Source organism: Photobacterium sp. WH24, from assembly GCF_019204055.1.
Lineage (GTDB): Bacteria > Pseudomonadota > Gammaproteobacteria > Enterobacterales > Vibrionaceae > Photobacterium > Photobacterium arenosum.
In genome coordinates this window covers 110,898-131,487 of record NZ_JAGSOZ010000001.1, presented here as the reverse complement: position 1 = coordinate 131,487, position 20,590 = coordinate 110,898, and the positions used below count along the sequence as shown (strand labels likewise).

Genomic DNA, 20,590 nt, shown 5'->3' with positions numbered 1-20,590 from the left:
CAAAAACACGGGCCGCTGGGCGCTAGGAGCGAACATCGACACCTATAGTGGCGCTGTCGTGTGTATTCTTATGTCCAAAAGACGACTTCTGAAGGCGCTGATCCTGGCGGTCTGACACCGTCAGTACGTCGTTGTCCTGCATCAGTTCACCGAGCGTAATATTGTTCAGAAAGTCACTGATGCGCGCGCTGAGGTCATGCCACAGGGTATGAGTCAGACAGCGTACACCACCCTGACAATCCCCTTTACCGTGGCACTTCATGGCATCAACTGATTCGTCGACGGCCGCAATTACAGTGCCGACAGCAATTTGATGCGCCTCTTCGCCCAGTCGGTAACCACCGCCCGGACCACGCACGCTGGCCACCAGGCCGGCTTTACGCAAGCGAGCAAACAATTGCTCCAAATAAGACAGTGAAATCCCCTGACGCTCTGAAATATCAGCCAGAGGTACTGGACCTTCCTGAGAATGCAGCGCAACGTCCAACATGGCCGTGACTGCATACCGTCCTTTTGATGTCAATCTCATAACACACCGCTACCTACTCGAATCTATGGCAGCAGTGTCGCATACCCGACTAAAATGGTCAAGTATATACCCGACTAATTTAGTCAGGCATTATCTGTACATTAAACAACTACTTTTTCTGTCCGGCGAGGGATTTTTGTACCGATGACAGCACACCGCGCAGGATATTCAGCTCCTGCTCTTCGGGTCTGGCGCGCACAAACAGGCGCCGTAATTTTGCCATCACCATGCCGGAACGGCTGCTGATGAACTGTGTCTGCTCCATGACGTCGTACAAATGGTCAAAGAACTTTTCCAGTTCCATGGTGCGCGGGTATTCAGGCAAACTGTCATCGGCAGGAAACGCTTGGGATTCCTTATCCAGACAGGCCATGCGCACTTCATAACTGATCGTCTGCACAGCCATCGCCAGATTCAGCGAACTGTATTCCGGGTTAGCGGGAATATACACGTGGCAGTGGCACTTTTGCAGCTCTTCGTTGGTCAAACCAGTACGTTCACGACCAAACAGCAATGCAACCGGGTGAGCCGGCGCTTCCTGAATGGCTTTAATGCCACATTCGCGGGGATTGAGTTGCGGCCATTCCAGACTGCGGGAACGGGCGCTTGAACCGATCACCAGGCCGCAATCGGCAATGGCTTCATCCAGGCTGTTAACAATACGGGCATTTTCGACAATATCTGCCGCGCCGGCAGCCAGCGCGATAGCCTGGCCATCAATTTCACAAGCAGGCTCGACCAGAACAAGCTGGCTCAACCCCATCACTTTCATCGCTCGTGCCGCTGAGCCTATGTTGCCTGAATGAGATGTGCCCACCAGCACCACGCGGATTTGATCTAACATGACGGCCTGTTTTCCAACTCTGATTCCAAAACCGGGGGATTTTAGCACAGCCTTCTGTAAAGTGGGGAAAACATTGTAAGCGAAGCCTGGCAGTTAATTCCGTCCTTATGCTGGATAAAAAATCACCACTTCCTTTTTACTCAGGCTCTGATATACTCGCCGCCGCTTTTTAGTTCTTTAACATCCGTTGGGAAGATCCTATGCATCCGATGCTAAATATCGCGATCCGTGCTGTCCGTAAAGCCGGTGACCATGTCGCTAAGTCTTTAGAAAAACCGCAAGGCATTGAAGTAAGTAAAAAAGGCAACGACGTTGTCACCAATATCGATCACGAAGCAGAAGCTATCATCATCGATACTATTCTGAAGTCTTATCCTGATCACTGCATCGTCGGTGCAGAGTCCGGCACCAAAGAAGGCCGCGACAAAGAATGCCAATGGATCATCGACCCAGTGGATGGCACCAATAACTTCGCTCGCGGTATCCCGCATTATGCAATTTCCGTTGCCCTGCGTATGCGCGGCCGTACTGAAGTCGCCGCTGTTTACGATCCTGCCCGTAACGAACTGTTCACCGCAACCCGCGGTTCTGGCGCACAGCTGAACAGCCAGCGTATCCGTGCCTCTCAGCCACGTAATCTGGCCGGTACGGTTCTGGCAAGCAGCCTGCCTTTCACTGCCAAACAACACTCTGAAAGCTACGCCAAAATTCAGCAGGCGATGTTTGTTGAATGTGATGACATGCGTTTGTCCGGTTGTACCGCTTTGGATCTGTGCTACCTGGCCGCCGGCCGTGTAGACGGTGTGTTCAAGCTGAGTCAGAAGCCTTGGGAAATGGCAGCCGGTGAGCTGATTGCCCGTGAAGCTGGCGCCATCTGTACCGACTTCACCGGTAACACCAATTACCTGACCTCTGGCAACATAGTTGCCGGGAATGTGCGCGTCGTGAAGCCTATGCTGGCGAAAATCCGTGAACACGGTGGCGAAGCACTGAAAAAATAATACTGCACTGAAAACCACTGTCTGTACGGTGGTTTTCAGCAGCCATACAAAAAGCCCCGGCAATCAGATTGCCGGGGCTTTTTTACGTCTTCGCCAACGTTTAAGGGCAGAATTTAACCTGCCCCAATCGCCATTACGGCATGGCGTCGAATTCTTCGCCTTCTTTTTCCACTTTTGGCGGCATCAGGTGCTCACGGGTTATACCCAGTTTCAGCGCCAGTGCCGAAGCGACATAGATAGAAGAATAGGTACCGACGGTAATACCGATCAGCAGTGCTGTGGCAAACCCGTGGATCATAGTGCCACCTTTCATAAACAGGGCGATCACCACGAACAAGGTGGTCCCTGAAGTGATCAGGGTACGGCTAAGGGTTTGAGTAACAGAGTTATTCATCACCTCTGCCGGGCCACCTTTACGCATCTTGCGGAAATTCTCACGGATACGGTCAAACACCACTATGGTGTCATTGAGTGAATAACCGACAACCGTCAGCAGCGCGGCGACAATCGTCAGGTCGACCTCAATTTGCAGCAGTGAAAAAATACCAATAGTAATGATGACATCGTGAGTCAGCGACAGCACAGCACCGGCGGCCAGACGCCACTCAAAACGCATGGATACGTACAGCAGAATACAGATCAATGAGACCAGAATAGCCAAACCGCCCGCTTCCGCCAGCTCATCACCGACGTTCGGGCCGACAAACTCAATCCGGCGCATTTCGACACTCTGGTGCGTGCCTTCACGGAGTGCATCCAGGATTTGATTGCCCAGGGTTTCACCTGCCACGCCTTCACGCGGCTGGAGACGCACCATGACATCACGGGCCGTTCCGAAATTCTGAACAATAGCATCGCCAAAGCCGGACGCTTCGAGTGAATCACGAATCTGGCCCAAATCCGCAGGCTGTTCAAAACCCACTTCAATCAGGGTACCGCCTGTGAAATCCAGCCCCCAGTTCATGCCTTTAGTGACAACAATAGAAATGGAAGCAATGATCATCACTGCAGACAAAACAAAGGCCAGCTTCGACCAACGCATAAAGTCGATCACTTTATCCGCTTTCATTAATTGAAACATGTCAGCGTCTCCTTAGATCGACAGTTTATCGATGCGCTTACCGCCATACAGCAGGTTCACCAACATACGGGTGCCCACGATAGCCGTAAACATAGAAGTCAGAATACCGATAGACAGCGTCACCGCGAAGCCTTTAATCGCCCCCGTACCTACCGCAAACAAAATAATAGCGGTGATCAGCGTGGTGATGTTGGCATCAGCGATAGTGCTGAAAGCATTGGCGTAACCTTGCTGAATCGCCTGCTGCGGGCTGCGACCATCACGCAGCTCTTCACGAATCCGCTCGAAGATCAGCACGTTGGCATCCACCGCCATACCTACTGTCAGTACAATACCGGCAATACCCGGCAAGGTCATAGTGGCGCCCGGAATCATGGACATCACACCAATGATCAATACCAGGTTCATCGTCAGGGCCAGGTTGGCAATCAGACCGAACTTGCGGTAGTACAGCAAAGTGAACAACATCACGGCGACCATACCCCAGATACAGGCCTGGATCCCCATGTCGATGTTCTGCTGACCCATAGAAGGACCGATAGTGCGCTCTTCCACAATTGAAATTGGCGCGATCAGTGCACCAGCACGCAACAGCAGTGCCAAATTGTGCGCTTCAGCCTGGCTGTCAATCCCGGTAATACGGAAATCACGTCCCAGCGCGGTCTGAATAGTTGCCTGGTTAATCACTTCTTCGTGTTTTTCCAGAATCACTTTGCCAGCCGGGGAACGCTTGCCGCTGTCTTTATATTCAATGAACAGCGTTGCCATCAGCTTACCCACGTTATTACGGGAGAAAGCTGTCATTTTATTGCCGCCTTCACTGTCCAGCTTGATGTTCACCTGCGGGCGACCATACTCGTCATTGCTGGATGTGGAATCGGTAATGTGTGAACCTTCGAGGATCACCCGCTTTTTCAGCACCACAGGATTACCGTCACGGGAGGTTTTCACCTCGCTGCCCGGTGGTACACGTCCTGCAGCGGCGGCAGCCAGATCCACATTGGTGTCCACTTCACGGAATTCCAGGGTTGCGGTTGCACCCAGAATTTCTTTGGCACGTGCCGTATCCTGTACGCCCGGCAGTTCCACAACAATGCGGTTAGCGCCCTGACGCTGAACCAGTGGCTCTGCTACACCCAGTTCGTTAACCCGGTTACGCAGAATAGTAATATTCTGAGCAACGGCATAGTTCCGAATTTCCTGCATCCGCGCTTCAGTGAAGCTGGCGGTGAGTGCAAAACCACTGCCTTCAACGAACAGCATGTCCGGGTGCGAAGCCGACAGTGTACGCTTGGCTTCTTGTACTTGCTCGTCGTTACGAAGCCGGATTTCCACCCCGTCGCCTTTCACTGAAATCGCACGGTAACGGATACGGGCTTCACGCAGCTCAGTACGGAAAGTATCTTCTTGCTGGCCCAGCAGTTTATCCATCGCAGCATCCATATCCACTTCCATCAGAAAGTGCACACCGCCGCGCAGGTCCAGGCCGAGTTTCATTGGGGTGGCGCCCAGGCTTTCCAGCCAGGCAGGAGTAGAAGGTGCCAGGTTCAGAGCAACAACATAGTTATCGCCAAGAAATTGATTCATTAAATCGCGGGCACTGATTTGTGTCTCAGTGTCTTTGAAGCGGACCAGAATAGCCCCGTTTTCGAATGCGACAGATTTGTAGGAGAGTTTATCTTGATTAAGCTGCTCGGTAACTTTATCCAGCGTGGCCATTTCTACCGAGGCGCCACGCGCCCCGGAGATTTGAATCGCTGGATCTTCACCGAACACATTGGGAAGTGCATAGAGCAAACCGATGAGCAGTGCGAACACCACCATCAGGTTCTTCCACAAGGGATACCGGTTTAACACTGAGAAGATCCTTCAAAGCCATAAATTACAGTGATTTCATTGTGCCCTTTGGCAGAACGGCAGAAACAAAATCCTTTTTGATGGTAACTTCAGTTGTGTCGTTCAGTGCGATCACAATGTAGTCATTTTCCGCTGAGACTTTGGTGATCTTACCCACCAGGCCGCCATTGGTCAGCACTTCATCACCTTTGCCCATGGCAGACATCAGGTTTTTATGCTCTTTCACCCGCTTGGCCTGCGGACGGTAGATCATGAAGTAGAAAATTACAGCAAACAGAGCCAGCATGATAAACAGCTGCATGCCGCCACCTTGTGGAGCGCCTTCTGCTGCTGCATGTGCCTGAGAAATAAAAAGACTCATTTATTCACGTCCTCGTTATAGTTAAACGTTTTTTAATGGTGGAACTTCGCGGTCCCGGCGCGCGTAGAACTCTTCTACGAATGCGTCGAAACGATCTTCTTCAATCGCCTGACGAATGCTTTCCATCAAACGCTGATAGTAGCGTAAGTTGTGGATTGTATTAAGGCGTGCACCCAAAATTTCATTACATTTATCCAGATGATACAGGTACGCCTTCGAGTAATTGCGACAAGTGTAACAGTCACAGTGCGGATCCAGTGGACTTGTATCCGTTTTATGTTTCGCATTACGGATCTTGATCACACCGCCAGTCACAAACAGGTGGCCATTACGGGCATTACGGGTTGGCATCACACAGTCGAACATGTCGATACCACGGCGCACACCTTCAACCAGGTCTTCCGGTTTACCGACACCCATCAGATAACGCGGCTTATCTTCCGGTAATTTCGGACAAGTATGCTCCAGCACACGGTGCATATCTTCTTTCGGTTCGCCAACGGCCAGACCGCCCACAGCGTAACCGTCAAAGCCGATCTCAGTCAGGCCTTTGACCGATACATCACGCAGATCTTCATAGACGCTGCCCTGTACTATACCGAACAGAGCATTCTTATTACCCATTTTATCGAAATGGTTACGGCTGCGTTTTGCCCAGCGCAGTGACATTTCCATCGATGTCTTCGCTTCGTCATGCGTCGCCGGATAAGGCGTACACTCGTCGAAAATCATCACCACATCAGAGCCCAGATCGTACTGAATTTCCATCGACTTTTCGGCGTCCATGAAAATCTTGTCACCGTTGACCGGGTTACGGAAATGCACCCCTTCTTCGGTAATTTTGCGGATATCACCCAGGCTGAACACCTGGAAACCGCCTGAATCGGTCAGAATCGGGCCTTGCCACTGCATAAAGTCATGCAGATCGCCGTGCAGTTTCATCACTTCCTGACCAGGGCGCAGCCACAGGTGGAAAGTATTACCCAGCAGGATCTGTGCACCTGTGTCTTTTACTTCTTCCGGCGTCATACCCTTTACGGTGCCGTAAGTACCCACAGGCATGAATGCCGGCGTTTCTACCGTACCGCGTTCAAAGACCAGACGGCCGCGACGTGCACGTCCCTGGGTTTTATCTAATTCAAATTTCACAAAGCCTCCAAAAGCCAGAGAAACAATCTGACGTTAAGTCGATGCAAAAGGCCCATCGCCTGATGCACTGCAACCCCCAATCAATCAGGATCGCGAACTGTCCGGCCCAAGACCAGACAGTGATATTGAGTAAAAGTTCAGCTATTCAGGCTGCCGCGCCAGAATTCACGCACACAGCCAGACACTGGCTCAGCGCAGCCGATTCAGCGCTGACGCCGGGTGATGAACATAGAATCCCCGTAACTGAAGAAACGGTAACTGTGTTCAACAGCCTGCTGATAAGCGCCCATGGTATTTTCATAACCGGCAAATGCGCTCACCAGCATGATCAGGGTGGATTCCGGCAGGTGGAAATTGGTGATCAGCACGTCCACCAGCTGGAACTCGTAGCCAGGGAAGATGAAAATATCCGTGTCGCCAAAGAAAGGGACCAGTTCGGTACCGTTCTTCAGGGCATCCTGAGCCGCACTTTCCAGCGAACGAACAGAAGTGGTTCCCACTGCAATCACCCGGCCGCCACGGGCTCGGGTGGCCTGAATCGCATCAACCACCTCTTGCGGAACTTCGACGTATTCTGCGTGCATATGGTGATCATGAATATTATCAACCCGGACTGGCTGGAAGGTGCCGGCACCTACGTGCAAGGTCACGAAGGCAAACTCGGCCCCTTTTGACTTGATATCCGCCAATAGTTGTTCATCAAAATGCAGCCCGGCGGTCGGAGCAGCCACTGCACCGGGTTTGGCATTATAAACCGTTTGATAACGCTCTTTGTCTGCTTCTTCGTCCGGACGGTCGATATAAGGCGGCAAGGGCATGTGACCAACCTGCTCCAGAATCTCCAGTACCGTCAGCGCACTGTTGAAGCGAATTTCAAACAAGGCATCGTGGCGGGCAACCATTTCGGCTTCAAACTCGTCATTTTCGCCCAATAACAGTTGGGTGCCCGGTTTGGGTGCTTTAGAAGCCCGAACGTGAGCCAGAATGCTCTTATCATCAAGCAGTCGCTCGACCAGCACTTCCAGCTTACCGCCACTGGCTTTACGGCCGAACATACGCGCCGGGATCACCCGGGTATTGTTAAATACCAGCAGGTCACCGGGACGCACCAGATCCAACACATCTCTAAACGATTTATGGCACACATCACCGCTGTTACCATCCAGTTGTAACAGACGGCTGGATGAACGCTCCGGCTGCGGATAACGTGCAATCAATTCATCGGGAAGGTCAAAGTGAAAATCTGAAACTTGCATTTTTTAGGCCCTAACTTACAGCAGGCAGCTAGTATAGGCCGCCACACTGCAATATCAAGCCCGGAGAAATGTTATGAAATGATTTGTTGTCAGCCTTTCTTGCGCGAACGCCACAGAAGCAGGCCGACGAGTCCCAGCAGCCATGCCAGCGAATAGCTTCCCCCGCTGTCATCGCTACCACTGCTCTCCACCCGAAACTGTTCCAGCCCCGCATTGCTGTAGTCTTTCAGAAAAGGATTCACGCTGAACACAGCTGCCGGATTGGGACGGAAATCGCTGCCAGCGACAGCGGCTATCCAGTCAAAATAGGAAGGGACTTGGGTATAGACTCCGGGCAGATTGCCGGCACACCCTTCGCCGAAGCTCACCAGCCCCAGCAGACGCAGGCCAAAATCCGGATCACTGCTGGCCTGCGGATCCTGCCAGACTAACGGCCCGCCTGAATCACCAAAGCAGCTGTCGCGGGATAAATTAGGTGACGGAGGAGAGGCGCAGACAAAAATACTGTACACCCCGGGGTGCACCGAACTCCCCCACAAGTTGTCACAGACCCGGTCGGGTACGCCAGACAATACCGTCTGTTGCAGCTGAGTTGAACCCGCAGAATCCGGATCCGGTGTCACACTGCCCCACCCCGAGATCAGTAAATTGGCTGGACGGTTGCTGTTTGCCACCCAAGTATTGGCAAATTCAGCATCCGCCCGGTTCTGGGTCGGGACAGACGCTATCTGTATCGGGATCGCAGTTTCCGGCAGATCCAGGCTCAGGCGGATGATGGCAATATCGTTGTTAAAATTACTGCTGTTGTAACTGGGATGCACATTGATTGCGCTGACAGGGGCAGCATTTCTGCTTGTCGCACTGAATACCGAGGTAATACCGGCCCAGACTTTCACACGCAGGGGAGTGGCAATTCGGCCGCCATTGATAATGCAATGCGCCGCTGTCAGTATGATGCGAGGAGCAATCACCACACCGCCACACAGGTACACTTCTGTGCCGTTATCAGAAAAATCAATATTGATAAACGCCTGCCAGGGAATATCTCCGGGCACAGCGGATATACCACCAACAATTCTGGCTGTTGGTTCGAATTGCTCCGCCTGGACAGGCGACTCATCAGTCTGTGCCTTCGCCAGCCCTGACACAAAAAACAGGAAAGCCAGCAATAACAGACTGTTAGTTATGGGGGCTTTCATAACTGCTACCCTCATGATTTACAGTCGCTTAATTATAATTCTCACTGTTATTGCGCCATTGTCACTTATTGAGAATTTGGACGGATAGTTCATTGCAGAGGATAAAGCAGGCAGAGTGGCATCAGGCTCTGGAGGGACAAGCATTCGATACCGTTGATAATAAAAATAATTTTACGGGGCAGTTGTTAATACGCCTCTCAGATACTGAGCATACTGAACTGCCCTTGTTCAGCTTTCACCGCCCTGGCTTCTGCGCCACCAGAGCATCCCCAGCAGTGCAAGCATGCCTCCTGCCGTTACGCTCCCCCCCGATCGACTCGCCATAGCGCCACTCAATGCACTGATAGCACTGTCTTGGCTGTTCTGAGTGTCTGTCTCAGACGTCACTGAGGTATTTTCGGCATTGAGGGCAAACGGATTAAATGCAAAAACAGAGTCCGGGTAAAAGTTAAAACCGTCTCCCGCTATCAAAGCAATCCAATCACGATAATGAGAAACCTCAGTATAAACAGCAGGGAAATCCGCTCCGCATTCCGCCCCAAAGCTGACTAAGCCCACCAGCCGAAAACCCAGATCACTATCGGCGCTGGCCTGGGGATTCTGCCACACCAATGGACCGCCGGAATCGCCCTGACAAGTGTCACGCTTAACCGCAGGATCTGGCGACATCGCACACACAAACATTGCACTCTGAGACGGTTCAACCACTGAGCCCCATACCTGTTCGCAATAATCGTCCGGCACGCCAGCAAGCAACGCATGCTGCAACTGCCGGGCCGAGGTGGCCCCGGGTTCAGTTGAGGTCCGGCCCCACCCGGACACCAGTAAATTCTGACCGCGCTGGCTGTCGGGCACAAAAGTATTGTCAAATGCCGTATCGGCCTGTTGCTGTTCACTCACAGTGGCCAGTTGGATGGGCTGGGCACCTGCCGGAATATCCTTGCCCAGGCGCAGCAAAGCAATATCATTGATAAAAGTCTCTTCATTAAAACCCGGATGTAGATCAACCGCTGTCACCGGCAGGGCATTGAAAGCAGTCACTGAGTCCGTCGAGGTAATACCCGCCCAGACAAATATCTCATCTTGCTGCGCTGCGACTGAGTTTTTGATAATGCAATGTGCGGCTGTCAGTACTGTATTCTTATCTATGATGACACCACCGCACTGAAAGACATCATGGCCGTCGTTGCTGGCGTCAATATATACCAGCGCCTGCCACGGAATGTTTTCCTGATATGCCGGGTTGCCGCCAATGATCCTGGCTACCGGTTCAGTACGGGCTGAGGCACTGGCTTGCTGCACTTGCTGTTCGGCCAACACAGTGCCTGAAATCAGCGGCAAGGCCAGTATTGCGGCTAACAGCATGAATGAAAAGGCGTTCATAGTATTCCCTCACTCCCTGGGCAATGCATTGCAGCAAAAGGGTTACATAGGAACTCATGAGTCTATTAATATGACTCAGGCAATGCGACTAAGCTAAGACGACCAAACTGCTTGCTTTAACTAAGGATAGTGGCGTTTTTTCGCAATAAAGTCCGCAACTGCGAAAAGAGATCCAAAAAGTTTTACCAGTGCCTCAGAATGACAGCATCATTATGTTTCACTCTACACTGTATCTGATACTGCACGCAGTCACTGCACCGCAGCCCGGTATTGCTGCTACAGTGTCAGGCTCACTCTTATCTAACGGCAGCAATAGATGTTGAATTCACTACTATGAACTTCCTGGCACACCTTCACTTGGCTGATCATTGTCAGAGTCATCTGGCGGGTAACTTGCTGGCCGATTTTGTTCGCGGCGATCCCTACCGCGATTATTCTTCTGATGTGGCAGCAGGTATCAAGCTTCACCGCTTTGTCGATAGCTATATCGACAGCCAGCCTGAAATCAGAGCCTGGCGCAGAGCATTTCCGCCGGACATCCGCCGGGTAAGCGGTATCGCTCTGGATATGATCTGGGATCATTACCTCGCCCGCCACTGGCAGACTTTCCATGCCTTACCCTTGGCCGCATTTGTTGAACAGGCGCGTAAAAACGTTGAAGGCTTTGAGGGAAATGAACCGGACCATTACCGGCAAATGACGCAACGTATGTGGCAGCAAGAATGGCTGATTCAGTATCAGCAGGTTGCCAGTATTCATCAGGCATTGGAACGCATGGCAATTCGCCGCCCGAAGTTAAGCTCGCTGGCTGAATGTCCGCCTTTTCTGGCCGGGCATTATCAGGAGCTGGAACAGAGCTTCTTCATTCTCTATCCAAGGCTGATGGATGCATCCCAAGCATTCTGGCTGACGCACAAAGAGGTACTGCTACGCTCGGAAAAGTAAGCGAAGGCAAAAAGCAGAGATAAGTCGAAAATACCGATTAGAAAAATCAGAAAAGAAAAAGGGGAGCCAGAGGCTCCCAAGGCGATAACAATTCGTTAAGTGAAAGCGTTATCAGACTAGGCTTGACGTAAACAAGCCTGATCACAGTCGATAACGTTAATCGCAATCCCCTCTCGGGTAACAGCTGCGAAACGGTCTTACTAGGATAGATTGCTTATTGCCGGTCAATTCAATCAGAATTGATCTTCTTCAGTTGAACCTGTCAGCGCAGTCACAGATGAGTTTCCGCCCTGAATGACGTTCGTCATTTTGTCGAAGTAACCAGTACCCACTTCCTGCTGGTGAGCAACAAAGGTATAACCCTTCTCTGCTGCCGCAAACTCAGGGCGCTGTACTTTCTCAACATAATGGCGCATACCTTCACCCTGAGCATAAGCGTGTGCCAGCTCGAACATGTTGAACCACATGTTGTGGATGCCCGCCAGTGTGATGAACTGGTACTTGTAGCCCATGTCAGACAGCTCTTGCTGGAATTTGGCAATCGTATCGGCATCCAGGTTCTTCTCCCAGTTGAAAGAAGGTGAGCAGTTATACGCCAGCAGCTGATCCGGGTATTTAGCATGGATAGCTTCAGCAAACTTACGCGCTTCTTCCAGACAAGGCGTCGCTGTTTCACACCAGATCAGGTCGGCATACGGAGCATAAGCCAGACCACGGGCGATAGCCTGATCGATACCGGCACGAACGCGGTAGAAACCTTCCTGTGTACGCTCACCGGTAATGAAATCGGCATCATACGGATCGCAGTCTGAGGTCAGCAAATCGGCAGCGTTCGCGTCGGTACGGGCAATCACTAGCGTCGTTGTGCCGGAAACGTCCGCCGCCAGACGGGCAGCAATCAGTTTTTGTACCGCTTCTTGCGTAGGTACCAGAACTTTACCGCCCATGTGGCCGCATTTTTTCACCGAAGCCAGTTGATCTTCGAAGTGTACGCCGGCAGCTCCTGCATCAATCATGCTGCGCATCAGCTCGTAAGCATTCAGTACCCCGCCAAAGCCGGCTTCCGCATCTGCAACGATAGGCAGGAAGTAATCAATGCCGCCTTCTTCCGGGCTGTTGCCGTTTGCCCACTGAATCTGATCAGCGCGGCGGAAAGAGTTATTGATGCGCTTTACAACCGCTGGCACTGAATCGACCGGGTACAGGGACTGGTCTGGGTACATGGATGATGCCGTGTTGTTATCAGCAGCTACCTGCCAGCCTGACAAATAAATAGCTTCAATTCCCGCTTTCGCCTGCTGAACAGCCTGGCCGCCGGTCAGAGCGCCAAGACAGTTCACATAGCCTTTCTTGGCAGAGCCGTTAACTAAATCCCACAACTTATCAGCACCGCGCTGTGCCAGTGTGTTCGCCGGTACGACCGAACCACGCAGATTAACCACTTCTTCCGCAGTATAAGTACGCTTAACATGTTTCCAACGTGGGTTCTCCGCCCAATCCTTTTCAATGGCTTCGATCTGTTGCTGGCGAGTCAGTGTCATAATAAATCCCTCGTATTATGTGGCGATATTTCGCAAAATCTGGACGTTCTGCGCTTCAGTTCTACTCAGTTTTCTTGGGCTTCCTCTGCCCGGACTAAGCCGGGCAGTACTTGTTGCACTATGTGCTTTTTGTTATGTGTACAGTTCCGGTTTGAATGCTTGCTTCACTGTTATTCCAGGTATTCATAACCAGGCAGTGTCAGGAAGGTGACCAACTCATCACTGGTGGTCAGGCGCGCCATCATGGCAGCCGCTTCCTGGAATTGTCCTTTGCTGAAACGCTCAGTACCGATTTCCTGCTCCAGGACTTGCATTTCTTCATCCAGCAGCTGTTCAAACAGTGCTTTGGTAACTATCTGGCCGTTACTCAGCGACTTTCCGTGCTTCATCCATTGCCAGATGGAAGCACGAGAGATTTCAGCGGTGGCAGCATCTTCCATCATGCCGTAAATCGGCACACATCCGTTGCCAGAGATCCAGGCTTCGATGTACTGCACAGCAACACGAATGTTATGACGCATACCGTCTTCTGTTCGTTCGCCGTCGCAGGGTGCCAACAGCTCAGCCGCCGTGATCGGTGCATCCGAATCACGCGTCACATCCAGTTGATTTGAGCGTGCACCCAGGCACTTATCAAAAACGTCGCGGGCGGTATCCGCCAGCCCCGGGTGGGCAACCCAGGTGCCGTCATGGCCGTTATTGGCTTCCAGCGCTTTATCGGTCTGGATCTTGTCCAGTACCCAGGCATTACGCTCGGCATCCTTAGAAGGAATAAAGGCTGCCATGCCTCCCATTGCAAACGCTCCGCGGCGGTGGCAGGTTCTCACCAGCAAACGTGAGTAAGCGTTGAGGAAAGGTTTTTCCATGGTCACCACCTGCCGATCCGGCAAGATACGATCCGGGTGGTTACGCAGTGTCTTGATATAACTGAATATGTAATCCCAACGGCCACAGTTCAGACCCACAATGTGCTCTTTCAGGCTGAAAAGAATTTCATTCATTTCAAACACTGCCGGCAGAGTTTCAATCAGCACAGTGGCCTTAATCGTGCCTCGCGCCAGGCCAGCCTGATCTTCGGCAAAACTGAACACATCACTCCACCAGGCCGCTTCCTGGTAAGCCTGCAGCTTGGGAACATAGAAGTACGGCCCGCTGCCGTTTTCCAGCAATTGCTTATGGTTGTGGAAGAAATACAAGCCAAAATCCAGCAGCGCACCCGGAATCGGCTGACCATTCCAGAAGAGGTGTTTTTCCGGCAGGTGCAAGCCACGGACGCGACAGATCAGTACTGCTGGGTCCTCTTTCAATTCATACACTTTCCCTGTGTCAGGGTGGGTGTAAGAAATAGTGCGCTTCACCGCATCCCTAAGGTTACGCTGGCCGTCAATCACTGCACTCCAGGCGGGGGCAAAGGAGTCTTCGAAATCCGCCATGAATACTTTTACATTGGCATTCAGCGCATTAATCACCATTTTGCGATCAACGGGACCTGTGATTTCCACACGGCGATCCTGCAGATCAGACGGAATGTTCTGAATGGTCCAGTTACCTTCGCGGATATCCCGGGTGTCAGGCAGGAAGTCAGGTAACTGCCCGGCATCAATAGACTGCTGACGAACTTCACGTGCTGCCAGCAGTTCCAGCACACGGGAAGCAAATCGACTGACCAGTTGCTCAACAAAAGTCATTGCGTCATCACTCAGGATGTCTCGCTGTGACTCTGAAAGCGGTGCGACCAACGTCAGCTGACCAAACTGGTGGTGATTTTCCATACTCATTTATGACTCCCCATTTACCCAAATCAGCCAAGTGTAACTAAATCACGACTTAAACTATGCATCGGCTGATTTCCATCATAGACCACTTTCGGCCTCAACATGGCTATTACGTTGCCTTAACAAATCGGAAAAGGCAAACCCCCTCAAAAAGCAACAGAATCACAAAAACCAAACAAACACAACAAAATCAATAATTTACAAAAAATAGAGTTATTACTCAAAACACTAAATTAAAACACTTTAAGGCGATATATTCGGTTTTTAACCTCCAGTCTGTTTCTCAACCAAAAATGTAAAGTATTACGTAATTAAATTACCAATTAACACCAAATTAACAATTGAAAATATGCCGTTTTAAACAAGATAAAATAGCAAGATGGACTGTAACGCACTCAATCTACATACATTTATAGACAAGATTTGGCAGAGTCATACATTGGAGGAATAATTTTGCGGACGAAGCGGGGAATTGTTTTACAGTACGAAACAGAAAAAACCTACAAAATGAAGCACTTGGCAAAACGACCAAACAGAATAAAGTATCAAACAAACCAGAATTCAGCAGAATATTTCACCAAAAAATAAAAACATGTCTACTGAGCGTCCTGAATGTTGTTAAAGCAGCTCTGTGACTATCTCTGCCAGGCATTGAAAAGTGGGTACACGACTGGATGTCGGTCGCCAGACCAGACCTATTTCACGATAAGCGGCCTGCCCTGGCGGATCTAAGATCACCAGATCCGGGCTATCGACCAAGCCATGCTTGATCGCCATGTGCGGAATAAAGGTAGAGCCAAGACCATTCGATACCATCTGTACCAGGGTATGTAAGCTGGTCGCCGCAAACGGGTTAATCTTTTCTTTACTGGTTAGCTGGCACGCAGACACCGCATGGCCAGTGAGGCAATGTTCTTTCTCCAGCAAAAAGACAGATTCATCCGGTAAATCGGCATAGCGCAGCGGAACATTCACCTTGGCGGCCTGATTTTTACTGATCACCATTTTGAAGGGATCGCGCCCCACTACCTGGCTGTGCATACCGCTGATTTCAACCGGGAGTGCCAGTATCAGCACATCCATGTCACCATTGCGTAACGCGCTCAGCAGGTTGTCCGTTGTATCTTCGCGCAATAGAAGATGGAGTTGCGGGTGCCTGCGATTCACCGCCTGCACTAAATCGCCCAGCAAGAAAGGGGCAATGGTCGGAATACACCCCAGCCTGACCTGACCAGCCATCTGGTCTTCACCGCTTTTCGACAGTTCCATCATATCTTGCGTTCTTGCCAGCAGTTCACGGCTGCGTACCACGACTTCTTCACCTGTGGTGGTAAAGACCAGGGCTTTGTTGTCCCGCTCAATCAGCTGGCAGCCAACCAGATCCTCAAGATTCTGAATCCCAGAGCTTAATGTGGATTGACTGACAAAACACTGCTTGGCCGCTTCACCAAAATGGCGGGTTTCATAAAGTGTCACCAGATAATGGAGTTGTTTCAGAGAAGGAAATTTGCTCATCGTATTTTTCGATTGTAATAATCTATTTATTCCACTTTTTTCAATGTAGCACTTTCGCTATAGTGTGTCCTGATTTATGAAGGAACTGCCCTTACGGGGTGGTACACATTCCAATATTAGGAGCACCAATATGGTACTAGTAGGTCGTCAAGCACCTGATTTCACAGCTGCTGCAGTTCTGGGTAACGGTGAAATCGTTGATAACTTCAACTTCAAGCAATTCACTGAAGGCAAAAAAGCGGTTGTTTTCTTCTACCCGCTGGACTTCACTTTTGTTTGCCCATCTGAGCTGATCGCTTTTGACAAGCGTTTTGCTGATTTCCAAGCGAAAGGCGTTGAAGTTATCGGTGTATCGATCGATTCTCAGTTCTCTCACAACGCATGGCGTAACACTGCTGTTGAAAACGGCGGTATCGGCCAGGTTAAATACCCTCTGATTGCTGACGTTAAGCACGAAATCTGTAAAGCTTACGACGTTGAGCACCCAGAAGCTGGCGTTGCTTTCCGTGGTTCTTTCCTGATCGACGAAGAAGGTGTTGTTCGTCACCAAGTGGTTAACGACCTGCCTCTGGGCCGTAACATCGACGAGATGCTGCGTATGGTTGACGCGCTGAACTTCCACCAGAAAAACGGTGAAGTTTGCCCGGCACAGTGGGAAGAAGGCAAAGCAGGCATGACTGGTTCTCCAGAAGGTGTTGCTGCTTACCTGTCTGAGCACACTGCAGACCTGTAATACAGCCTTGCGCTGAATGCATAGCCCGGCCATAGTGCCGGGCTTATTTTTATCTCATTTTCATCACTGAGATTGATCAGACACTTCGACAGCCTTCCCCTCTCCGTTTACACTCTGCCAAGGTTTACTGAACAAGGCACCCTCATGTCCGCATTTCCCCTGACTCATCTTGAAGTCTGTATTGACAGTATTGAATCCCTGCATGCCGCCCAACTAGGCGGGGCAAGCCGTATAGAATTATGCTCGTCACTGGCCTTGGGTGGCCTGACACCCAGCGTCGGTTTAATGCATCAGGCTGCCCGTATCGCTAAGGTGCCCGTCTATGCCATGATCCGCCCCCGCCAGGGCGACTTTCTATTCTCCGGCGAAGATATGGAAGTTATGCTGGCAGATATACATGCCGCCAAGCAAATAGGCCTTCAGGGCATTGTGATAGGCGTGCTGACGGCGCAAGGCAAAGTGGACACCGCACAGCTGACCGAGCTGATGAAAGCGGCTACAGGGCTGGGCGTGACTTTCCACCGGGCTATTGATCAATGCGACAACTACACAGAAGCACTTGATGCCATTATGCGCGCAGGTTGCGAACGTGTTCTGTCTTCCGGGCTGCAGTCCACGGCGCTGGAAGGGGCTGAGACACTGGCAGACATGGTACGCTATTGCGGTGATCGCCTGAGCATCATGGCCGGCGCTGGGATTACCGCCAGCAACGCCGCTAAGATTGTCGCGCAAACCGGAGTGAAAGAGTTGCACCTGTCGGGTAAAACGACACGGCCAAGCCTGATGGAGCATATCGCCGCTGGCGCCCACATGGGCAGTCAAGAGGTCGATGACTACACCATTCCGGTGACCAGCTGTGATAAGATCGCCGCAGTCATCACAGCACTCAAGTACTGAGCACATATTCAGGGAGCGAGTCGTCAAACTTTTCATCCCTATAGTCAACCGATCACATAACACATGACTCAAACAGGCTATTATTAGCGCAGAGTCCAGTAAACAGGAATGTGATTTACTTATGTCTGACAAGCCGTTACAAAGCAAGCTCAAGAAGAAAAACTATGAGAAAGAGCTTGAGCGTCTGCAAATTGAACTAGTGAAGTGCCAGGAGTGGGTCAAACAGGAAGGCCTGAGAGTGCTGGTGATTTTTGAAGGCCGGGATGCGGCCGGCAAAGGCGGCACCATTAAGCGGATCACCGAGAAGCTCAACCCCCGTGTCTGTCGGGTGGTCGCCTTACCAAAACCGACAGAGAAAGAGAAAACCCAGTGGTATTTTCAGCGCTATGTGGAACAGCTTCCCTCTGCCGGCGAAATCGTACTGTTTGACAGAAGCTGGTATAACCGTGCCGGGGTCGAGAAGGTGATGGGCTTTTGCAGCGAAGAAGAATACGAAGAGTTTCTGCTGGCCTGCCCGGAATTCGAACGCATGCTGCAGCGATCCGGCATCATACTGATCAAATACTGGTTCTCGGTATCAGACGAAGAGCAGGAAAAGCGTTTTCTGGAACGCATCAATACCCCGATCAAGCGATGGAAATTCAGTCCGATGGATTTGGAATCACGCTCACGCTGGGCGGAATATTCGGCGGCAAAAGACAAGATGTTTGCCCACACAGATACTAAACAGAGCCCGTGGTGGGTGGTTGAAAGTGACGATAAGAAACAGGCCAGAATCAACTGTATTTCGCATTTCCTGAGCCAGATCCCCTATCAGGACATCCAGTATCCGGAAGTGATCCTGCCCGAAATCAACAAGAGTGGTTACACGCGACCGCCCATGGACGAGCAAACTTTTGTGCCGGATCGCTTTGATAAAAGCGACGATTAAGAGCAAACCGGGGAGCCGTATGACTCCCCCGATAACCTTCAGCGGTTATTATCCATGAAAATTTCCATTTCCTGTGGACTGGTATGGCGAATATCTTTGCCTTTAACGAAGTAAATGATGTATTCGCAGATATTCTGGCAGCGATCCCCCACCCGCTCAATGGAACGCGCCGACCACATCACTTGCAGCACATTCGGGATAGATCGCGGATCTTCCATCATATAGGTCATTAATTGCCGGATGATCGCCTCGTATTCTCTGTCAATCCGGTCATCTTCCTGATACACCCGAATCGCCGCTTTCACATCCATTCTGGCAAAGGCATCCAGTACTTCATGCAGCATACGGGCAGCATGCTGACCAAGGGCTTCCAGCGACACCAGCAGGTTGTATTGCTTATTGGTGAAGTTTTCCAGCGCCACTTTAGCAATGCTTTCTGCCACATCACCAATGCGTTCGAGATCAGTAATGGTTTTGATAATGGCAATCACCAGACGCAAGTCACTGGCGGTCGGCTGACGTTTGGCAATAATCCGGGTGCAGGCTTCATCAATCGCCACTTCCATCGCATTGACTTTATGATCATCTTTAATGACCCGGCGAGCCAGATCGACATCCTGCCTGTGCATTGCCTTGAGCGCATCTGTCAGCTGTTGCTCAACCAGTCCGCCCATAGCCAGGACATGGGTGCGTATACTCTCAAGCTCGGCATTGAACTGGCCGGAGATATGACGGCTAAGGCTCATATTGTCTAACATTGTCTCTACTCCTTATCCGTATCTGCCGGTGATGTAATCTTCCGTGCGTTTTTCTTTAGGGGTGGTGAAGATGTCATTGGTTGATGCGTACTCCACCAGCTCGCCCATGTGCATAAAAGCCGTGTTGTCTGAAACGCGGGCGGCCTGCTGCATATTATGGGTAACAATAATAACCGTGTACTTTTTCTTCAGATCATTGATCAGCTCTTCAATGGTCAGCGTGGAGATCGGATCCAGGGCGGAGGTCGGTTCATCGAGCAAGATGACTTCCGGCTCAATCGCAATGGCGCGGGCAATCACCAAACGCTGCTGCTGGCCGCCGGATAAACCAAATGCATTCTCATGCAAACGATCTTTCACTTCATCCCACAGCGCGGCGCCGCGCAGTGAATTTTCTACCGCGTCATCCAGCACCCGGGTATTTTTCACCCCTTGCAGACGTAAACCGTAAACCACGTTTTCATAAATGGATTTAGGAAACGGATTGGGCCGCTGAAAGACCATGCCGACGCGACGGCGCAGGGCCGCCACATCCACATTCTGATCATAGATGTTTCTGCCATGCAGCATGATCTGCCCTTCAACCCGACAGCCTTCCACCAGCTCGTTCATCCGGTTAATACAGCGCAGCAGGGTGGATTTCCCACAACCGGACGGACCGATAAAGGCCGTGACCTGGCCTTTGGCAATCTTCATGTTGATAGTAAACAGCGCCTGCTTCTGACCATAATACAGATCCAGCCCGTCTATTGTCAGGGCGGTTTTTTCTTCTGGCAGTGCGGTCAGATCGACTGGCTTAAGCCAGTCCATACTGGCGTTGAATGAAAACATCTAC

Annotated in this window: 19 protein-coding genes; 5 read left to right on the top strand and 14 right to left on the bottom strand. The window is 51.1% G+C overall.

The window, feature by feature from the left end:
• Positions 1-22: 22 nt before the first annotated feature.
• Positions 23-529 carry a Fe-S cluster assembly transcriptional regulator IscR gene (gene iscR, locus KCG43_RS00530; RefSeq protein ID WP_027252964.1) on the bottom strand — a complete coding sequence of 169 codons (507 nt, stop codon included), beginning with the start codon at positions 527-529 and terminating at the stop codon, positions 23-25.
• Between the two features lie 109 nt (positions 530-638).
• A complete protein-coding gene (trmJ, locus tag KCG43_RS00525; protein WP_192016980.1) occupies positions 639-1,373 on the bottom strand; it encodes a tRNA (cytosine(32)/uridine(32)-2'-O)-methyltransferase TrmJ in 735 nt (244 codons plus the stop codon).
• Positions 1,374-1,573: 200 nt separating this feature from the next.
• Between trmJ and suhB the strand changes: the two genes are divergently transcribed.
• Positions 1,574-2,374 carry an inositol-1-monophosphatase gene (gene suhB, locus KCG43_RS00520; RefSeq protein WP_218382768.1) on the top strand — a complete coding sequence of 267 codons (801 nt, stop codon included), beginning with the start codon at positions 1,574-1,576 and terminating at the stop codon, positions 2,372-2,374.
• Between the two features lie 133 nt (positions 2,375-2,507).
• Here suhB and secF read toward each other — a convergent pair whose 3' ends face one another.
• From secF to KCG43_RS00485, 7 genes are all read right to left on the bottom strand, one after another.
• Positions 2,508-3,455 (bottom strand): protein translocase subunit SecF, encoded by a 948-nt coding sequence (gene secF / locus KCG43_RS00515; protein WP_192016979.1) that lies wholly within the window; start codon positions 3,453-3,455, stop codon positions 2,508-2,510.
• A gap of 12 nt (positions 3,456-3,467) precedes the next feature.
• Entirely contained in the window at positions 3,468-5,312 is a 1,845-nt protein-coding gene (gene secD / locus KCG43_RS00510; protein WP_192016978.1) for a protein translocase subunit SecD, read from the bottom strand.
• A gap of 25 nt (positions 5,313-5,337) precedes the next feature.
• The gene (gene yajC, locus KCG43_RS00505) at positions 5,338-5,673 is read right to left on the bottom strand and encodes a preprotein translocase subunit YajC (RefSeq protein ID WP_192016977.1); all 336 of its coding nucleotides are present in this window, start codon (positions 5,671-5,673) and stop codon (positions 5,338-5,340) included.
• A gap of 21 nt (positions 5,674-5,694) precedes the next feature.
• Complete coding sequence (tgt, locus tag KCG43_RS00500) at positions 5,695-6,822, bottom strand: tRNA guanosine(34) transglycosylase Tgt (RefSeq protein WP_192016976.1); 1,128 nt, start codon at positions 6,820-6,822, stop codon at positions 5,695-5,697.
• Positions 6,823-7,025: 203 nt separating this feature from the next.
• The gene (gene queA / locus KCG43_RS00495; protein ID WP_192016975.1) at positions 7,026-8,078 is read right to left on the bottom strand and encodes a tRNA preQ1(34) S-adenosylmethionine ribosyltransferase-isomerase QueA; all 1,053 of its coding nucleotides are present in this window, start codon (positions 8,076-8,078) and stop codon (positions 7,026-7,028) included.
• An 89-nt stretch (positions 8,079-8,167) separates the two neighbouring features.
• Positions 8,168-9,277: a serine protease gene (locus tag KCG43_RS00490; RefSeq protein ID WP_218382767.1), complete on the bottom strand. Its 1,110-nt coding sequence runs from the start codon at positions 9,275-9,277 to the stop codon at positions 8,168-8,170.
• A gap of 228 nt (positions 9,278-9,505) precedes the next feature.
• Positions 9,506-10,660, bottom strand: coding sequence for a serine protease (locus tag KCG43_RS00485; protein ID WP_218382766.1), 1,155 nt, complete (start codon positions 10,658-10,660; stop codon positions 9,506-9,508).
• A 333-nt stretch (positions 10,661-10,993) separates the two neighbouring features.
• Here KCG43_RS00485 and KCG43_RS00480 point away from each other — a divergent pair, with 333 nt between their 5' ends.
• Positions 10,994-11,605 carry an ACP phosphodiesterase gene (locus KCG43_RS00480; protein WP_218382765.1) on the top strand — a complete coding sequence of 204 codons (612 nt, stop codon included), beginning with the start codon at positions 10,994-10,996 and terminating at the stop codon, positions 11,603-11,605.
• 233 nt (positions 11,606-11,838) lie between these two features.
• On the opposite strand, the gene aceA is transcribed toward KCG43_RS00480, so the two are convergent.
• From aceA to KCG43_RS00465, 3 genes are all read right to left on the bottom strand, one after another.
• Entirely contained in the window at positions 11,839-13,146 is a 1,308-nt protein-coding gene (gene aceA, locus KCG43_RS00475) for an isocitrate lyase (protein ID WP_192016971.1), read from the bottom strand.
• A 170-nt stretch (positions 13,147-13,316) separates the two neighbouring features.
• Complete coding sequence (gene aceB, locus KCG43_RS00470) at positions 13,317-14,918, bottom strand: malate synthase A (protein WP_370630660.1); 1,602 nt, start codon at positions 14,916-14,918, stop codon at positions 13,317-13,319.
• A 621-nt stretch (positions 14,919-15,539) separates the two neighbouring features.
• Positions 15,540-16,436 carry a hydrogen peroxide-inducible genes activator gene (locus tag KCG43_RS00465; RefSeq protein WP_218382763.1) on the bottom strand — a complete coding sequence of 299 codons (897 nt, stop codon included), beginning with the start codon at positions 16,434-16,436 and terminating at the stop codon, positions 15,540-15,542.
• A gap of 130 nt (positions 16,437-16,566) precedes the next feature.
• On the opposite strand from KCG43_RS00465, the gene KCG43_RS00460 reads away from it, so the two are divergent.
• The 3 genes from KCG43_RS00460 to ppk2 all read left to right on the top strand — a co-directional run bounded on the left by KCG43_RS00460 (position 16,567) and on the right by ppk2 (position 18,997).
• A complete protein-coding gene (locus KCG43_RS00460; protein WP_027252976.1) occupies positions 16,567-17,169 on the top strand; it encodes a peroxiredoxin C in 603 nt (200 codons plus the stop codon).
• 144 nt (positions 17,170-17,313) lie between these two features.
• Positions 17,314-18,066 (top strand): copper homeostasis protein CutC, encoded by a 753-nt coding sequence (locus tag KCG43_RS00455; protein ID WP_218382762.1) that lies wholly within the window; start codon positions 17,314-17,316, stop codon positions 18,064-18,066.
• Positions 18,067-18,187: 121 nt separating this feature from the next.
• Positions 18,188-18,997: a polyphosphate kinase 2 gene (ppk2, locus tag KCG43_RS00450; protein ID WP_192016967.1), complete on the top strand. Its 810-nt coding sequence runs from the start codon at positions 18,188-18,190 to the stop codon at positions 18,995-18,997.
• 38 nt (positions 18,998-19,035) lie between these two features.
• Here ppk2 and phoU read toward each other — a convergent pair whose 3' ends face one another.
• Both phoU and pstB read right to left on the bottom strand, forming a co-directional pair.
• Positions 19,036-19,755 carry a phosphate signaling complex protein PhoU gene (phoU, locus tag KCG43_RS00445; protein WP_027252979.1) on the bottom strand — a complete coding sequence of 240 codons (720 nt, stop codon included), beginning with the start codon at positions 19,753-19,755 and terminating at the stop codon, positions 19,036-19,038.
• A 12-nt stretch (positions 19,756-19,767) separates the two neighbouring features.
• Positions 19,768-20,586 (bottom strand): phosphate ABC transporter ATP-binding protein PstB, encoded by an 819-nt coding sequence (pstB, locus tag KCG43_RS00440; RefSeq protein ID WP_192016966.1) that lies wholly within the window; start codon positions 20,584-20,586, stop codon positions 19,768-19,770.
• Positions 20,587-20,590 lie beyond the last annotated feature (4 nt).

Bases quoted from the DNA above. Each gene is read 5' to 3' on its own strand.
- iscR (WP_027252964.1), bottom strand. From the start codon at position 529: ATGAGATTGACATCAAAAGGACGGTATGCAGTCACGGCCATGTTGGAC.
- trmJ (WP_192016980.1), bottom strand. From the start codon at position 1,373: ATGTTAGATCAAATCCGCGTGGTGCTGGTGGGCACATCTCATTCAGGC.
- suhB (WP_218382768.1), top strand. From the start codon at position 1,574: ATGCATCCGATGCTAAATATCGCGATCCGTGCTGTCCGTAAAGCCGGT.
- secF (WP_192016979.1), bottom strand. From the start codon at position 3,455: ATGTTTCAATTAATGAAAGCGGATAAAGTGATCGACTTTATGCGTTGG.
- yajC (WP_192016977.1), bottom strand. From the start codon at position 5,673: ATGAGTCTTTTTATTTCTCAGGCACATGCAGCAGCAGAAGGCGCTCCA.
- queA (WP_192016975.1), bottom strand. From the start codon at position 8,078: ATGCAAGTTTCAGATTTTCACTTTGACCTTCCCGATGAATTGATTGCA.
- KCG43_RS00490 (WP_218382767.1), bottom strand. From the start codon at position 9,277: ATGAAAGCCCCCATAACTAACAGTCTGTTATTGCTGGCTTTCCTGTTT.
- KCG43_RS00485 (WP_218382766.1), bottom strand. From the start codon at position 10,660: ATGAACGCCTTTTCATTCATGCTGTTAGCCGCAATACTGGCCTTGCCG.
- KCG43_RS00480 (WP_218382765.1), top strand. From the start codon at position 10,994: ATGAACTTCCTGGCACACCTTCACTTGGCTGATCATTGTCAGAGTCAT.
- aceA (WP_192016971.1), bottom strand. From the start codon at position 13,146: ATGACACTGACTCGCCAGCAACAGATCGAAGCCATTGAAAAGGATTGG.
- aceB (WP_370630660.1), bottom strand. From the start codon at position 14,918: ATGGAAAATCACCACCAGTTTGGTCAGCTGACGTTGGTCGCACCGCTT.
- KCG43_RS00465 (WP_218382763.1), bottom strand. From the start codon at position 16,436: ATGAGCAAATTTCCTTCTCTGAAACAACTCCATTATCTGGTGACACTT.
- KCG43_RS00460 (WP_027252976.1), top strand. From the start codon at position 16,567: ATGGTACTAGTAGGTCGTCAAGCACCTGATTTCACAGCTGCTGCAGTT.
- KCG43_RS00455 (WP_218382762.1), top strand. From the start codon at position 17,314: ATGTCCGCATTTCCCCTGACTCATCTTGAAGTCTGTATTGACAGTATT.
- ppk2 (WP_192016967.1), top strand. From the start codon at position 18,188: ATGTCTGACAAGCCGTTACAAAGCAAGCTCAAGAAGAAAAACTATGAG.
- phoU (WP_027252979.1), bottom strand. From the start codon at position 19,755: ATGTTAGACAATATGAGCCTTAGCCGTCATATCTCCGGCCAGTTCAAT.
- pstB (WP_192016966.1), bottom strand. From the start codon at position 20,586: ATGTTTTCATTCAACGCCAGTATGGACTGGCTTAAGCCAGTCGATCTG.